Here is a 16,624-nt window from a genome sequence, read left to right as displayed (position 1 = left end):
AAAGCAGAAAATCGGCCTAATTTACTGTCCGGGATTAGTTGACCACTACAAGGTGACTTAACCAGAAATTCATCCAACACCTGATGAGGAAACGTCATTATCTGATCTATCAAACATTCGCCATCATCAACGTACCTACCACTACGTCTACTTCGCTATCTAAATGCACTTACAAACCGCCATCATTAATTAAGTAACCACTACTTCAATACCTGTCCACATAAAATCCTCATTTACCAAATTCATATTATAAAATCCATCACGTTAAAAAAATATCAATGATAATCAGTAATATGGTCATTAATATTAGTCGAGTTTAATTAAGAGTAAAATGAAATATATTTGTTATCATATTTGATTAATTGAGTATCATAATTGAAACTATTTTCATTGATTCAGTTATAAAAGTGATACTATATTAATATGCAACTCATAGTATAGATTTCTCTTTACCTAAAAACATTTACTTTGCTAAGTTAATTTACAACGAAAATTATTTAATATATTACCTTATCGAAAAATAAAAATAATTAACAAAATTTATGCTGTTTATGGCTAATAGCTTATAAACAACATGAATAGCCTAAAACCGATTACTAGGCTAGCTTAGAGGCAACTTTTCCTATTTTTCCAAAAATATATTTTTTGGTGTGGATGATGTTGTCTTTTGAAAAAATCCTACCCTTTATATAGGTATAACAAATGAATATTAAGTCTTCCCTTAAAAAGGCATTGGCAACAAGTACACTCATAATATCACCCTTTGCTTTCGGCTCATTGAGTATCGATGCGCCTAACTATGCAAAGTCTAATAGTTCGTCTCATTCCGAAATTGGTAAAGTAAGAGAATCAAGGGCCGCAGACTCTTGGGCATTCCTTGAAAATACGACCGTAACAGCAAATATCAACGACAACACGAGTGTGACTCTTGGTACAAATAATGTTCAACTTTCTTCTGGTGACATCACACTCGCTTTTAACCCTCAAGAACTGCATTGTACGAGTGGCTTTAATGTTTCTTTTACCCTAGGAGACAATATAGCGACCAGTGCCAGTCCGAATTGCGACCAACTCATTAATGCCGAAGTAAAAGATAGTTTCAGCCATAATTTTGATCTGCCTCGTTTTGGCCCTCCAGCAATCCCTGTCGACCCATGGGGATATATCCAAGTCAGTGTTTCTGCTGGTCCTACTGCTTCTTTAGGAGTTAACTGGAGCGCGGGGCTAACCTTTGATTACAGTCACTTTGATACGGATGTGCAAGCGCTCAGCCATGGTGACACAGCAAGACCAATAACTGTATATGGTACTTTGAAACCATGGTCAAAAGCTGGTCTAGATGCGTCAGCAAGCTTTACTGCTGGTTGGTGGATTTTCCGTTTTGCTGAGGGTGGAATTACAGCGAAACTTACCCTTCTTGATACTGGTATTGATTCAAAGCTTGAAGCGGGTATTGGTAAGAAGTGGAATGACAATGACGAGGAATGGAAAGTTCATGGCTTTGCTCGAGCAAGTGCCAAAGCATGGCTTAATACAGGCTCTGGTACTATAGATGTTAACGCTAAAATAATGAAACGCGTTCAAGTATGGATATTTGTGTTCGAACATGTTTTCTGGCAAGGAAGTAGAAATATCGTCAGGTGGCCATCTCTTTACGATTATAGCCAAGCGTGGGATACAGGCTACCAATACAGTAATTGGAGCCTATAAATACAAGCGCTAAATACTCCTCATTCAGCAGCCTATTATTTAGGCTGCTTTTTTATAATCATTTATACGAGTAAGAAAGCTATGAAAAGGTCTATTCTCGGCACAACTTTTTTTCGTATTGGTCGTGTGCTTTATTTTTTCTCTCTATTTATATCTTTCACCTAGTAAGGAACACCAAACGACAGAACAACAAAAATACTATGATCACAAACATAATGCTGTAAATGACGCCAACACAGCAAGTATTAATACGCTGTTAACAACCGTGACCGAAACAAACCAGATAACTTACGAAAATACATTTACGATGAGAATGGGTCTCTCAGAAAATCTGAATAACGTACAAAGTAATGTCGTTTCCTTCAGACTTGCCTTCAAGCGAATTAATGATGTGTCATATCTTGGTATTGCCTATGACCTTAAACCCATATACACAAACAGTGAATCGGCGGTCATTGAAACGGATATAGAGCAATTGGGTTTTACAGTCAGCAGAAACATAAACGGCAAGATTACTGATATCGACCTACTTGGCCTTCCACAAAACCACCCTTATGGAATGGTGAAACATGTTGTCTCTCAACTTTCATTTTTACCCGCTGGAACAGAGATGCGTTACTCACTTGAAGACGGTATCTACCACTACGAATACACACGTGAATCACCCAGCAGAACATCTCGCAGACTTATAGAGATAGACCATCAGAATATTCCAGAGGATTTGATCAATCGCCACAATGAGAGTTGGTATGTGAAACATGAGGGGACTGAGTGGCCCAAAGAGATGTTGTTCAATATGCAAAGAGAAGTTCAGTTTCAAGGTCGTCTTTTGGCAGTAGAGCAAAATATTGAGAGTAAGAGAGTTATCTCTCCGGAGTTGGCATTATGGTCGCAAGAGACCTTATTTGCACAAAATGCGAATGCAGGTTTCACCGTTCCAATGGCGGTGCCTGAGGAAGAAAACATACAGATCGCAAACGTGGTGGATTTTCAAAATGCACTGATGCTACTCGATGCAAATTTAGACCCTGCGGTTGCGAAAGCGATGGGCCTTTTTATGCTCGAAGAACAAACGCCGGACGAAATCATGTCATTTTTGATGGATGATGCTCTCCCTACCGAGCATCATGCACACATTATTTATGCTCTGCAAAAGGCAGGGACGCCCCTCGCAGAAGAATACCTGGGAGAGATTGCATCAAACGCCGATATTTCAACATTAAATCGAACACGAGCCATTGTGAGTTCAGGGTTATTTGACGGTGCAAGTCAGACCTCTATCGATAGCTTGTACAACCTTATGAGTGATAATGAACAGTCAATTGCCAACGCCGCATCGCTGAACCTTGGAACAATAGCAAAACGGACACCAAAGTTTGATCAACAGATCGGGGGTATATTACTGAACAAATTGAAGTCAGACAGTGACCCTTACATGGCATTGCTCTCTATCTCCAATATCAATAACCCTGCTTACGACAAATACGTGATCCCTTACGCCAAAGACTCGCGCTTTCATGTCCGGGCTGCCGCCTACAGCATCATCGCCAGGCGAAATAATCAACAAAACAACGTGCTCACTGCCCTATTGTCTGAAAGGCACCCTAAAGTCATCGACAGTATTGCCAATACACTGGTGAAGTTTCAAAATGTTCCGGTACCCAGTACCTTTTTACCTCACCTTAGAAGCCGAATTACAGGCGATGGACCTCCCGTCATTTCCAGTCGTTTGGTGAAATTCTATCTGGCGCTTAAGGTTCAGTTTAATCAGACTGACATTCAGTTTTTGAGAGGGCTCATCAGTAGCAAAACACTCTCCGAAAGTGATAGGTCAGATATCAGCAAGGCTCTTTTTGGCCTGTAATATTCCGCACTTCAAATAAGAGCCAGAAAAATGAATTCTGGCTCTCAACACACTTTTCCCAACGCACACTATTCAATATCTATGAGAGTCGCTCTCAATATATAGGCAACATATTTTATATTTAATGTATAACAATATGTTTATATGACTGAAAATTAAGAACTTTGTTTCGAAAAACTTAAAAGCACTAACTATTAAAGGCTTATAACTCCTAACCGTATGCAACCCTTTCATATTATATGCAATTTTATGTTTATAAATTATCTTTTCACATGACTTTAAAGTGAATTTAATGACTCATTAATGAAACTAATGTTCATTAATGACAAATCAATCTGTGACATTATGTGTTCATTATTCTCCCCAAGTAAAAAAACCTATTTTTCATTTATCAGGGTTTTGCTAATTTCATTTCACCGAGAGAAGCCAATTGAAATAATCGGCTTCTATCTTTGAAATTTTATTAAGTATTAGTCATGAATATCATCAACACAAAATAGACATTAATAAGAAAAAAATATCGTGGTGCTTCATTACCACCGATGCCTATTCATGATTAGAAAGTCTATTGGCAATAAAACATAAAAGCCAATAAATAATAGTTGAACTTTTAATCTAGAAAAAACCATATTTCTAGATTATCCATTTCAATTATTTCTATCACACCAATAAAATCCTAAATGGAAATAGGTATTATAATGGATATAAATTTAATATTTAAAAGAGCAGTTATATCTTGTTCAATGATTATTGCTCCCTTCGCTTCTGCTTCACTCAGTATTGATACACCAAACTATTTCAAGTCAAATAGCTCTACCTATTCTGAAATCGGTAAAGTTAAAGAGAATCGTGCCGCTGACTCCTGGGCATTTTTAGACAATGTGTCAGTATCAGGAAGTATCAATGACAGTACGAGCATTGCATTAAGCAGTTCAAATGTTCAGCTGTCATCTGGTGATTTGACCTTAGCATTTAATCCTCAAGAGCTTCACTGTACAAACGGCTTTAATATTTCATTTACTCTCGGTGACAGCATCGCTACCAGTGTAAGTCCTAATTGCGATAGCTTGGTAAATGCGGAAGTCAATGACAGTTTCAGCCACAATTTCGACCTTCCACGTTTTGGCCCTCCATCTATCCCCGTCGACCCTTATGGCATCATTCAGGTATCCGTAAAAGCAGGTCCAACCGCGTCTTTAGGCCTTGATTGGGCCGCTGGTTTAACCTTTGATTACAGCCATTTCAAAGATGGCGTCGAAGCCTTTTCACATGGTAATACAGTACGACCTGTTACCGTTTATGGAAAGATTAAACCTTGGTCAAAGGCAGGGCTAGATGCGTCTGCAAGCTTTACAGCAGGTTTCTGGGTATTCCGTTTTGCTGAGAGCGGCATCAGTGCAAAGCTTACTCTATTAAACGCTGGTATCGACACACTGCTTGAAGCAGGTATCGCCAAACGTTGGAACAAGGTTAAGCAACACTGGAAAGTACACGGTTTTGCAAGAGCATCCGCAAAAGCTTGGGCCAACACGGGTTCTGGCTCTATCGATGTGTGGGCAAAAATCATGAAACGTATCGACTTCATTGTGACATTGGAAATCGTATTTTGGGAAGGCAGACGCAGTATTGTTGAGTGGCCTTCACTCTACGAATATAGCCAAGTTTGGGATACAGGCTACCAGTATTCAAAATGGCACTTATAACATCCACATTACTTAATTAACTACTTACTGAGCAGTCAATTCTCTGACTGCTCCTTTTATCTACTTGAAGGTGACAGAAGTCATGAAGAAAATAACGATTACTTTCGTAGTGGGTTTATTTATTATCATAGGATTTTCTGCATCCTTTTTGATTAATTCAAACTCTAGCAATGAAGCTAAAACAGCATTATCCCTAGAATTAAACTCAAATAGTAAAAATACCACATCTGAAAGTTATGATGAAAAATTAATTGGTGATTTCAGCGACGACCAAATCGTTTATATCAATAATTTTTCAATGAAAATGGGGTTGGCAGAAAATATTGCACACAGTCAAAGTAACCAGCTTACATTCAAGCTTGCTTTTAAACCCCTCGAAGACAGCTTTTACTTGGGCATGGCCTATGATTTAAAACCCATATTTACTAACAGTGATTCGATACTGATCAACGCTGATATCAAGCAACTGGGCTTTACATTACGCAGAAGGCCCGATGGTAAAATCACTGATATTAATATGCTAGGCCTCCCCGAAAACCATCCCTATGCCATGGTCGAACACATTGTTTCCCAACTTTCTTTCCTTTCCGATGGCTCCAATTCTCGGGTCACACTTAAAGATGGTACATATCACTATCAATACTCGCTTTCAGCCGCTGACAAAACCACGCGCGAGCTGCTAGAAGTTGAACATCACAACGTACCTGAAGATCTGATCAAAAAGCACAATGAAAGCTGGTATGTCATTCACCCAGACTCAGGTTGGCCGACAAAAATGGCTTTCGAGATGGAACGGGACGTCGAATTTCAAGGCAGTATTCTCGCCGTTCAACAGACCATCGACAGTAAAAGGATCGCTGAACCTCGGTTAACGTTTTGGGATGAGGAACTGCGGTTTGCAAACAACGCAAACGCAGGACTCACAGTCCCTGAGCCTGAACTCAACGAACCCACGATTGCTATTTCAAACCAAACCGAATTTTATAATGCTCTCGCAATGTTAGATAATGCGCTTGACCCCAGCCTCGCCAGAGCAATGGGGCTATTCATGATTAACGAACAAACACCCGATGACATCATGGCATTTCTGATGGATGAGAACATGCCAACTGAACACCATGCCCATATTATTTATGCGATTCAGAAAGCTGACACGCCGCTCGCTGAGGAATACCTAGCCGATATCGCAGCCAATGTAGACATCTCGTCGCTGAATAGAACCCGTGCCATTGTCAGCAGTGGCCAGTTTAAAAATGCCAGTCAAACCTCTATCGATAGCCTCTATAACCTGATGGATGATACGGAACAAGGCATTGCTAACGCTGCGTCACTCAACCTAGGTACTATCGCGAAAAAGTCACCGAAACACGACCAACAGATTGCCGATATCTTGTTGAATAGACTTCGCAAAGAGAGTGACCCCTATATGGCAATTTTGTCCATCTCAAACATTAACAACCCTGAGTACGATAGATACATCGAGCCTTACCTGAAAGACTCTCGATTCTATGTTCGAGCAGCGGCCTACAGCATTATTGCCCGACGCCATAGTCATCAAAACGGTGTACTCGCGGCATTGTTATCAGAGGGGCATCCAACTGTCATTGATAGTATTACCAAAACAATGGTTAAGTACGAGAATGTGCCCGTTCCAAGCACCTTCCTACCCCACCTTCGCAATCGCATTAACGGAGACGGACCCGCTGTCATAGCAAGTCGCCTTATTAAGTTCTATTTGGCATTGAAGGGACAATTTAATCAAACTGACGTGTACTTTCTTCAGAGCTTATTGAACAACTCAAGGATATCAGATACCGATAAATCCGATATCGGCAAAGCGTTAGGCGGGTTCTGATCAGAACAATAAAAGGGGCTGTTTTTCGGCCCCCCTATTTTTAGCGTATCCCGTATAAATCCGGCTTATCCGAGTCTGATGATTGCTACTTTAGCCATTGATATGAATTGGTTACGTTGCGAATAGTTGTCTATCATTTGAACGCTTTAAATTCTAATGCGTTACCCGTTGGGTCGAAGAAGAACATGGTTGCCTGTTCACCAGACTCTCCTTTAAACCGAACATATGGCTCAATAACAAATTGAACCCCCTTGTCTTTCAGACGGTCAGCTAATGCCTGCCAATCAGACATTTCAAGAACTACGCCGATGTGAGGCACTGGCACAGCCTTACTATCAACTGGGTTAGTGTGAAGCGTTATCGTATTCGCTTCGCCGATCGCTGCGTCAAAATGGATAACGAGCTGATGACCGTACAAATCAAAATCAACCCAGTTGTCACTGCTACGCCCCTCACTGCAGTTCAGTACATTTCGATAAAATGCTCGTGATTCCTCAAGGTGGCGAACAGGTATCGCAACATGAAATGGTGTAAGAGCCATAGGGATTCTCCGTATTAAATATTAGGTCGACACGTGATTCTTTTGGGCTTGGCGAAAGACCTCACGATTCATGGGTAAGTGCATGACTGCAGCTATCACTCCCAATCCGACACTAAGATACCAGGCCATGTCATAACCACCCGTTTTCTCCACAATCCAGCCAGCTGAATAGACAGCAACAAACGCGCCGACCTGATGACCAAACATCACCCAGCCAAAAATGCTTGCCACCTTACCAGCGCCGAATAACTGCGCTACCGAACCACTGGTTAACGGCACCGTCGAGAGCCACAGCATGCCCATAATGACTGAAAACCAGTAAAAGTTAGCGGCGCTTTTTGGAGACAAAAAGAACATTAGAATAAGTAAGGCGCGTGCCATATAAACGCTTGAAAGCAAATACGGCTTATGAAATCTGCCGCCGAGCCAACCCGCCGCAATGGTGCCAAATACGTTACACAAGCCGATGATTGCTAATGAAGTGGCGGCAACATCCGTCGATAAGCCACAAAACGCAGCATAGTTAGGCAGATGCACGGAGATGAACGCAACATGAAAACCACATACGAAAAAGCCTGACGTCAGTAAAATAAAATTCTTGTCTTTAAATGGCGTGCCGCTCGTTTTTTCATGCAAAGTAGAAGGCTTGGATTTTGATAGTGGCAGCATCAATAAGGGGATCGTTAAGACAGTGACAGCGAATATCAGCATAGTATTGCCGTAGCCCGCACTCTGGTTAAGCATGTTGCCTGCTATCGCATAAATAAATTGTCCGAGAGAGCCTCCAGCACTTGCGATACCCAGCGCGACTGACCGATGTTTATCTGATACATTTTTCGATACTGCGCCTAACACCACCGAAAATGTGGTCGCCCCAACGCCAATACCAAGCAGGACGCCATTACTGAGATGATATACCCATGCAGATTCACTGACTGCAAGCAGAGCGGTACCCAAGCTGTATATCAATGATCCGGTAAACAGCACTTTACCGTAGCCATGCCTTTCAGCGAGTACCCCTGCAAACGGCGCAATCGCCCCCCACAGTAAATTTTGAAAAGCGAACGCAAACGATAGACTCGGCATGGATAGAGCATATATTTCACCCATCTCAGGTAAAAATATCCCTAATGCCTGCCGTAAACCCATATTCACAGCCAATATCAACATGGCTGAGATAATGATCAGTCCAAAATGCATCGTCTCTTCCTCATTGTTTGACGACAAATTATATTGTTCAAAACCCGTTGGCTTTACTGCATTCAGCTACAGGGCAAGCAAGGAAATAATTAGATTATCAGGAAAAAGAGCTAACCTTTTTTGACTAGCTAAATAGGTAATTTCAGCTTTTCACTCAGGCGACTCGCTGCATCGTTCAAGTTCGGTAAGATACTGTCTCTGATTTCGTTGAGGTCAACGCTGTTTTCAGGCCATGCCGCACTGAGGCAAGCAATCACTTTTCCTTTGTGAATTACTGGTACCGCGATGGCCTCTATTTTTCGTCCTTCCGTACTGGCGACGCCCCAATAACCCGGTACACGTTGCCCATAACCATTAGTGGCAGTGTCACTGATTATTCTATCCAACCATTGCTTGTCGCTAACAAGTCGTCCCTCTTTCCCGCCTTTACTCTTTAGTCCGTTGATAATGTCGTCTCGCTCACTTTCCGAGCAAAAAGCCAGATAGGTTCGCCCTACCGCGGAATACAAAAATGCGGGGCGATACCCCACCGCATCGCGATTGAGAACAAAGGGAGCTGACGACCGCGTTGACTCCACAATTCTCATTGAGAGGCCATCTCGAACCGCAATGTCAGAAGGCCAACTCAATATTTTATGTAATGACGCCATAACCGGACTAATAACATCATCTTCAAGAGTCGGCGGTTGATGGCCAAATGCCCGGGCTGAATCGATCGAGTAACTAAACCCTTTAGGGTCCCGGGTCACCCAACCGGACTCCTGTAAGGTTTGCAAAATACGTAGCAATGTCGCTTTACTTAAACCTGAATCTCGATGTAAGTCAGTTAATGTCACTGCTGAACGGCTCTTTATCAGGTCTAAAACATCAAGTCCACGCTGTAAAGATTGAATAGATTTAACCATATACTGTGTCGCTACTCACCCATCTATATTGAATGCGCTTAAGTAAAGATCTATTAATTTGAGAATATCAGGCTTTGGTGTGTTTCGACTATTCGTAACCACAGAATCATTTCTTCCTGCGTTCATTGTTTTTCGATCGACCTACAACAATCCTACAACTGATGATAAATCAATTTGGTATCGTCATTTAATGGCGCCAAGATGAATAAACCATCGGTAGTAAAAGTTAAAGAAGTTGTAGTCACTAGAGGAAAGTTGATGAACCTGAATCAAGTTACGTTAACGGTCAAGAACATGGAAGAATCCGTGAAGTTCTACAAAACATTGGGCTTCACGCAAATAGTGGCTGAAGACCACTATTCACGCTTCGCCTGCACTGAGGGCAATTCAACATTTTCTCTGTATTTAGGCGACCCTGATTCACAAAGTAACAGTGTTATTTATTTTGAACACGAGCAACTGGATAGCTTGGTTGATGATTTGAAGCAGAAAGGAATCGAGTTTGACCAAGAACCGACCGACAAGCCTTACTTGTGGCGAGAAGCCATGCTAACGGATCCTTCAGGTAACGAAATCAAGCTTTACTGGGCCGGCGAAAACAGACATAACCCGCCTTGGCGAGTTGGCAATAACCCAAATTAATGCGTTATGTGAACAACAAGCACTCGATAATGAGCAATTGGTTGAGCTTAAAGCTGCAGTAATCTACTGGATCTATTCAGGACATTACTCACACCTCACGAACACATCAAAAGTTCAAGGCATAGGTTAGCTCAGACGGTACATCTCGTGTATCAACTACAACCTGAATAGTCACTCTTGATAAGAGTGAAAGGATTAATGGAAAGGATTGGAACTGTTGAAGAAGCTCACAGCGTATTCATGAAAGTACCCGAGCTTGACCAATACCTCTCATTGGAATAAATGAGAGAGAGCATCATTGAGGGATCAATTATTTTAGTCTCTGAACACGAAGGCGCTCTTATCGGTTTTAAAATTGGTTACCCGCTTAATGACAAGGAGTTTTATAGCTGGCTCGGCGGTGTTATTCCTTCAAAAAGGAAGACAGGAGCAGCAAAGAGATTGCTGCTAATGCAAGAAACCTTGGTCGCTAAAAGTCAGTATGACGCTCTCTATGTGAAATCAATGAACTGCTTTCGATCCATGCTGCACATGCTCATATCTAATGGCTATGATATCACCCACGTTGAAAACTACGGTGACCCTGAAAAAGAGCGGATTAACTTCAAAAAGATTTTATAAACGACGTGATGTGGCTGCTCAAACAGAGCAGCCTCATTCGGTATTAGCGAACGCCAATTTCCGGGTAATATTTTTGAGCGCCAACATGAAGTGGCATATTCAAATCCGTAAGAGCGGCATCTAAGAAAATGTTTCTAAGCCACGGTGCATTTTCTGCATCTTTCTCTACATTTTCCCAGAAGCTTTTTGTCATCGCATAAATAGACTCTTCAGACATATCTTTATTGGTGGTGATACCCACGGTCACTCCGACGGTATTCACAGGTTCGCTGTTTACCTGATTCGGGCCATAAGCATCCAGAGCCAATTCAGCCAGCCTATAACTGGGTTGGCCGAGTAGCTTTTTGAGTTTAGGGTTAGTTTCGGCAACGTCTTTAGAAACACCGAGAAAACGCAGTTTGTTGGTCAGTACCACCTGGCTGTTCACCGGGCCCGGCGCATTGGTTGGGTTAAAGTACACATCGATATTCTTATCCTGAAAGGCCTGTGCAGCCGAGTCCCAGCCAAGTTTTACTGCAGTGTAATCTTCGCCAGCTTTGTACCCGGTCGCTTGAGTGTTTGCACGATGCTCTGCAACACACTCTGTTGTTTGGTTTCGGTCATCCGTGCTCCCTCATACTCTTGGTATCCCGTATACCTGCCCTGGTTTAAGCTATCACCAATATCCGAACAAAAATCCTCGTTTATCGGCATTGTCGGTATTACTCTCGATAGAGGCGTCCGATACCGTTACTCTGCTTTTCCGTTTTCGGTACCAGTCCAAAAGTGCACGCTCCATCTCACTGCACACCACCTGACAAGTTTCCTCATTGGCGAGATCGTTTTGCTCACATGGGTCAGATTCAAGGTCGAAAAGCTGCGGCGAGAAATGGTGATAATCAATATATTTCCAACGCCCATCAGTGATCATGGTGGCTTTGGTTTGGTCAGGTCTTAAACCAAGTGTTCTTCTCGCACCTCTCCATGCATAATCAACTTCGCTGACGGTATATTTTCGCCACTGTTCCGGCTTAACGTGTTCAGAAAGGAAGGGCACCAAAGACAGCCCCTCAAGTATGTGAAATTGAGGCTCAAGACCAGCCAGCTCGACAAATGTCGGCACTAAATCAATAGATTCAGCAAGTAAGTCAGGAGTACTGCCTCGGGAAGCATCTGCAGACGCTCTGGGGTCATGAATAATCAGAGGAACTCTGGCGCTCTCTTCATGGAACAGCTCCTTCTCACCAAGCCAGTGGTCCCCCAAATAATCGCCATGGTCAGATGTAACGACAATGACCGTATTTTCATACTCACCAATAGCTTTCAGGTGTTCAATCAACCGTGCGAGGTGGTCGTCCACTTGCGTAATAAGGCCCATGTAAGCAGGTATCACTCGCTTTCTGGCCTCTTCTCTTGAAAACTGAACAGACTCGTTATGCTGCATAAATGCGGATACGACAGGGTGTGGGTTTTCCTTCTCATCGCACGTTGCGTTGACTGGCTGCACATCTTTTTCTGAATACATATTGTGGTAAGGTGCGGGCGCAATATAAGGCCAGTGGGGCTTGATATAGCTTAGGTGCAAACACCACGGTTGCCCTTTCGCATCATTGATAAAGTCTATCGCTCTGTCGGTCGTATACGCTGTTTCGGAGTGCTCTTCACTCACTCTCGCAGCGAGGTGGCTGTTTCGCATGTACCAGCCAGACTGCAGATTGCCCTTCTCGTCTATACCTGAGTTAGCAACGCTGTGCCAGGGGTTGTGGTTCTCATACCCTTTTTCTTTTAGATAAACGTTATAAGCAAGATCGGGCGATACGACCTGATCGGGATGCAGACCATCATCACGCTCAAAGGGTTCAAATCCACACTCGCTGACCAACACACCGCGTGAAGATTGCGGATCGATGCCCAAACGTTCCATGCCTTCAGCGTCCGCTTTCATGTGTGTTTTACCGACTAAAGCCACGCGATATCCTGCTGGACGTAGGTGGTCACCTAACGTCTTTTCAGACACTTTCAGCGGAACATTGTTATAGCTGGCACCGTGAGAAGACGCATATCGCCCCGTGTAGAATGACATTCTCGACGGACCACAGACAGGCGCCTGACAATACGCCTTGGTAAAATTCACACCGTTACGTGCCAGCGCATCGATGGTTGGTGTCTTTATCGTCGCGTGGCCGTTACAGCCAAGATAATCAGCGCGAAGCTGATCGGCCATGACAAAAAGTATGTTGGGCTTTTTTTTGTTGGTATCGTTGTTTTTCACTGACAAGTTTTCCTTTTCAATACTCGACACCCCTTTCGGAGTGCCGTGATTTTCCTTCAAGAGTTACTGTATGGCGGAAAATGGTAGAAAGGAAATAGGATTTCACCAGGTGAAACTTCTTAAGTGCGTTGAAGGGACAACAGGCTTAAACGAAAAAGGGTGAACCCTCAACAGATTCACACCTTACGTTAACTCTCGATTGGCTATGCGAACAACGATTAGATGGGCACTTCAATGATGTGTAGATCTACAAATAATTAGAAAACAAATTACCATCTACACTGACCTTGCATAATCAAACAAGAAAAGTAGGCTATTCCACTATTTCGTATTTCAGACGAAATCACTTTATGCTCATCACTGGGTTCGAGAAATGCTCAGTTACTACGCCAAATTTGCTCAAATCATTTGCTTTCATCCAATACATATCGTCAGCAGGCGCCGAATTGATTGTAAACCAATAGAAGTCGTCCTTTCCGAGCATATCTTCTATGTACTTTGCGTTTAAATGATGCGCAGGATCGTCAACAGGAAAGTCACTTGCCTCGTTAAATCCATCAGACCAAGAATGAACTCCGAGTTGCGCCCTCATTTCTACGGTTCGCTTTTTACCTGACAAAAAGAGATCTACCGCACCGGAGGCGACGACACTTTTGCTGAGCAGATGGGTATTTAGCCCTTTATCTCTCAAATACCTTCCAAGTTTGAATGTCTCTTCATCGTCTAATGAACCAGGATTCACAGTCAGAATAAGCCTGTCAACTTGAGGGTTATTTTCTAATTTATTAACGACAATATCATAGGATAAAGTGTTAAATAACCCAACGATATAAGCGTCCTTGCCTTTAATATAAACTTCTGTCAAATTGATATTATTGAGTGCAATGTAAAGTAAAGGACTAGCTACTATCGAAAAAAAGACGATAAGAATGACAGACGCTTGATTATCCACCTAATTAAATACATTTTATTATACCGACCAGGCCCTGCGAGATGACTTAAAATCATTCATTAATTCCATATCTAAATACGACTTCACTTTGTTTTGATATGTCGTAACCACTTCCGATTTTATACTTTTAACTCTATTCTTATTAGCCTGCAAAAGGTGAAGTATAGATTCATCTGATGCAAGATCATTCTTAAAATCCAACTTAGGAAATAAAAAAATCAATGTAGTCATATAATTACCACTCAATTAACTTATCCGTCCCTGGATTTTTTGTTAAATTTTTACTTTTACCTTTTGAAGAGATTTAAATACCATTATCTTATCCTCTTCGGTCAAGTATTTGCTTTCAATAGATTTAGAGAATGTCAAGAAACTACTATCGCTGATATTACTGCCATCTTTTAAATATTCATAAATTGATGAGTTAATCTCTCTCCCTAATTTAATCAGTGCTGGTCTCACCTCATTTTTCAAATCTCTAGGCTCAATACTCATCAAATCGCTATGTGAAAGCAAATTCGCCCTATAACGGTATTGAATTGCTTTCGCAGCTGACATCATCGAAATAGTAAAGTCTTCAATTGATTCTGACGATATAAGAAACTTTTCACTTGAAGTTTTTGCTTTTGATACGACAACTTTTTCCCTATCAAGATCTTCTATTCCTAATTGATGTTGTGCTTTATACAAGGCAACATCTTCCATATAGCCCATTCTTTCATTTATCTTAGAAAATAGTGTGTCTAACTTACTGTTTGCAAAGCTTTGATTTGAAAATAACATAAATAATATCGATATGAATAATTTAGACTTCATCTTTTTTTACCTTTTTAAAGTAAGAGTCTGTAGAGTATATTGGAACCATACCGCCAAGTATCACCGATAGCCAATAACTTTGAATGTTTTCATCTTCAATTTTTTTTGGTTTATCTTTTCTTTTTTTATCTTTTTTACTTTTCATTTTTACTTCCTAACAACACCTGATCTTCTATATTAAATTTATCTTCATGATAATTTGATGAATTTTTACCACTCGAAATACGTATAACAATTGGACTTCTCAATGAAACTCTGAATTTTACCTTTCTAATTGATACGTTTTCATCATAAGAAATTAAGAAGCAATTTTGTTCTTCAATTTTTAAAATAATGCTATTCTTACAATTAATACATGCATATTTTCGCGATTTTCTTTCAAATATAAACCTTTCGAAAAAAGATCTCTTTGCACGAAGAAGATTTGTATCACATCGACAATGACGGCAAAAATAATGTATGTAATTCATAATTTAACTTCTGCTTCAGTATAATGTTTAAAATCCGGCTTCTCTATTGCGTAACCCTGAAGCAAGTCAAAACCAAGTTGCTTTGCAAAGACAATATCACTTTCTGTTTCTACTTTTTCTGCTAGTAAAGATAGATTTTTTTTGACTAAATGTTTCTCTAGCAGATACCTAATTTCACATCGAGTAAGCGTCCTAAAATCTACCTTAACAATGTCAGCCAAATATAAAATATCTATCCACTCTGAAGAAAAAGAAAAGTCGTCGAACGCAATTTTATAACCTTGTTCTTTCAAACACTGTAGTGATAGCTCTAATTTTTTATCAACTGCACATGTCTCTAACACTTCAATAACGAGTGATTCCCTAGGGAAGTCTAGCGGCGTTAAATTCACAATACTGTCATAGTCGAAGTTGACGAAGAGCAGTTTGTCTTTCGGCAACAAGTGCTCTCTTCCAGACTCGTTGTAAACCATATCGAGCAAAGAAGCGGTGACATCCACATCCCGTGGGTTCGAAAAGGAGGCTTGGCTGAGCGTATCTCGATAAAGTAACTCGAAACCGATAGCATTTCCTGCCAAATCAACAATGGATTGCTTGGCGAAAAACGCTTGTCTTATCTCGGCATGATTTTGTTTTTTATTATCAGCTGCTACGCACTCTCCAATCCCTGAAAGGCTGTTATCAATGTTCCATATTGTTGTCATAGCAGCCAAATTTGAGCTATTGGCTGATTTCATCTGTGATTCGCTTTGGTTTATAGTTTATGGTTGAAAATCATACAAAGGTAAGGCCCGTGACAAAATCAGACATTTGTATGGATTTGTATGAACAGTGTTCATTTAAATGAAAATCAAAGAGTTACATTGCGGCTATTGAAGAGCCAACGAAATCAACTAAGGCTATTTTGAGGTACAAGCCCTCTTTCTATACACTTTCTTATTATCGGTAATTTCGCCAAAAGCAAACGTGTCCACTTCCCCTATTCTGAGACAGTCTAAACTGGAGTTTTCTGCCCTTTAACTGCAGGAGAACACCATGAAAAAGTCACGGTTCACCGAAACTCAGATCGTTGCGACCCTCAGAGAGGTCGATGC

The 16,624-nt window shown here is 41.3% G+C and carries 14 protein-coding genes and 1 pseudogene; 6 read left to right on the top strand and 9 right to left on the bottom strand.

From position 1 onward, the window contains the following. Positions 1–702: 702 nt before the first annotated feature. The 4 genes from CS022_RS23635 to CS022_RS23620 all read left to right on the top strand — a co-directional run bounded on the left by CS022_RS23635 (position 703) and on the right by CS022_RS23620 (position 7,132). Positions 703–1,710, top strand: a complete 1,008-nt coding sequence (locus CS022_RS23635; protein ID WP_129124330.1) for a hypothetical protein — start codon at positions 703–705, stop codon at positions 1,708–1,710. Between the two features lie 265 nt (positions 1,711–1,975). Beyond that, positions 1,976–3,574 (top strand): HEAT repeat domain-containing protein, encoded by a 1,599-nt coding sequence (locus CS022_RS23630; RefSeq protein ID WP_129124329.1) that lies wholly within the window; start codon positions 1,976–1,978, stop codon positions 3,572–3,574. A gap of 743 nt (positions 3,575–4,317) precedes the next feature. Further along, a complete protein-coding gene (locus tag CS022_RS23625) occupies positions 4,318–5,277 on the top strand; it encodes a hypothetical protein (RefSeq protein WP_129124328.1) in 960 nt (319 codons plus the stop codon). A gap of 82 nt (positions 5,278–5,359) precedes the next feature. Beyond that, positions 5,360–7,132: a HEAT repeat domain-containing protein gene (locus CS022_RS23620; RefSeq protein WP_129124327.1), complete on the top strand. Its 1,773-nt coding sequence runs from the start codon at positions 5,360–5,362 to the stop codon at positions 7,130–7,132. Between the two features lie 133 nt (positions 7,133–7,265). Here the strand turns inward: CS022_RS23620 and CS022_RS23615 are convergent, their stop codons facing one another. From CS022_RS23615 to CS022_RS23605, 3 genes are all read right to left on the bottom strand, one after another. Further along, positions 7,266–7,673, bottom strand: a complete 408-nt coding sequence (locus CS022_RS23615) for a VOC family protein (protein ID WP_129124326.1) — start codon at positions 7,671–7,673, stop codon at positions 7,266–7,268. Positions 7,674–7,694: 21 nt separating this feature from the next. Next, a complete protein-coding gene (locus tag CS022_RS23610; protein ID WP_129124325.1) occupies positions 7,695–8,873 on the bottom strand; it encodes an MFS transporter in 1,179 nt (392 codons plus the stop codon). Positions 8,874–9,001: 128 nt separating this feature from the next. Continuing rightward, positions 9,002–9,778, bottom strand: coding sequence for a helix-turn-helix domain-containing protein (locus tag CS022_RS23605; protein WP_129124324.1), 777 nt, complete (start codon positions 9,776–9,778; stop codon positions 9,002–9,004). A 258-nt stretch (positions 9,779–10,036) separates the two neighbouring features. Between CS022_RS23605 and CS022_RS23600 the strand changes: the two genes are divergently transcribed. Then, positions 10,037–10,420 (top strand): VOC family protein, encoded by a 384-nt coding sequence (locus CS022_RS23600; protein WP_129124332.1) that lies wholly within the window; start codon positions 10,037–10,039, stop codon positions 10,418–10,420. Positions 10,421–10,702: 282 nt separating this feature from the next. After that, the gene (locus tag CS022_RS23595) at positions 10,703–11,041 is read left to right on the top strand and encodes a GNAT family N-acetyltransferase (protein ID WP_129124323.1); all 339 of its coding nucleotides are present in this window, start codon (positions 10,703–10,705) and stop codon (positions 11,039–11,041) included. Positions 11,042–11,084: 43 nt separating this feature from the next. On the opposite strand, the pseudogene CS022_RS23590 reads toward CS022_RS23595, so the two are convergent. The 6 genes and pseudogenes from CS022_RS23590 to CS022_RS23570 all read right to left on the bottom strand — a co-directional run. Beyond that, positions 11,085–11,510, bottom strand: a pseudogene (locus tag CS022_RS23590) (TAXI family TRAP transporter solute-binding subunit); the annotation flags it as partial. A gap of 186 nt (positions 11,511–11,696) precedes the next feature. After that, the gene (locus tag CS022_RS23585; RefSeq protein WP_201746381.1) at positions 11,697–13,292 is read right to left on the bottom strand and encodes a sulfatase-like hydrolase/transferase; all 1,596 of its coding nucleotides are present in this window, start codon (positions 13,290–13,292) and stop codon (positions 11,697–11,699) included. Between the two features lie 343 nt (positions 13,293–13,635). Further along, positions 13,636–14,244 (bottom strand): alpha/beta hydrolase, encoded by a 609-nt coding sequence (locus tag CS022_RS23580; protein ID WP_129124321.1) that lies wholly within the window; start codon positions 14,242–14,244, stop codon positions 13,636–13,638. A 273-nt stretch (positions 14,245–14,517) separates the two neighbouring features. Then, on the bottom strand, positions 14,518–15,060 hold the full coding sequence (gene aroQ, locus CS022_RS23575; protein WP_129124320.1) for a gamma subclass chorismate mutase AroQ: 543 nt from the start codon (positions 15,058–15,060) through the stop codon (positions 14,518–14,520). Continuing rightward, positions 15,050–15,205, bottom strand: coding sequence for a hypothetical protein (locus tag CS022_RS25070; protein ID WP_161569736.1), 156 nt, complete (start codon positions 15,203–15,205; stop codon positions 15,050–15,052). Before CS022_RS25070 ends, aroQ begins: the two co-directional genes overlap by 11 nt. Before the next feature lie 321 nt (positions 15,206–15,526). Then, positions 15,527–16,267 carry an EAL domain-containing protein gene (locus tag CS022_RS23570; RefSeq protein ID WP_129124319.1) on the bottom strand — a complete coding sequence of 247 codons (741 nt, stop codon included), beginning with the start codon at positions 16,265–16,267 and terminating at the stop codon, positions 15,527–15,529. Between the last annotated feature and the right edge of the window lie 357 nt (positions 16,268–16,624).

Origin of the sequence: Veronia nyctiphanis (assembly GCF_004116385.1) — a bacterium.
Classification (GTDB): Bacteria; Pseudomonadota; Gammaproteobacteria; order Enterobacterales; family Vibrionaceae; genus Veronia; species Veronia nyctiphanis.
The sequence above is the reverse complement of the archived record's forward strand: the minus strand, read 5'-3'. Positions and strand labels throughout refer to the sequence as shown.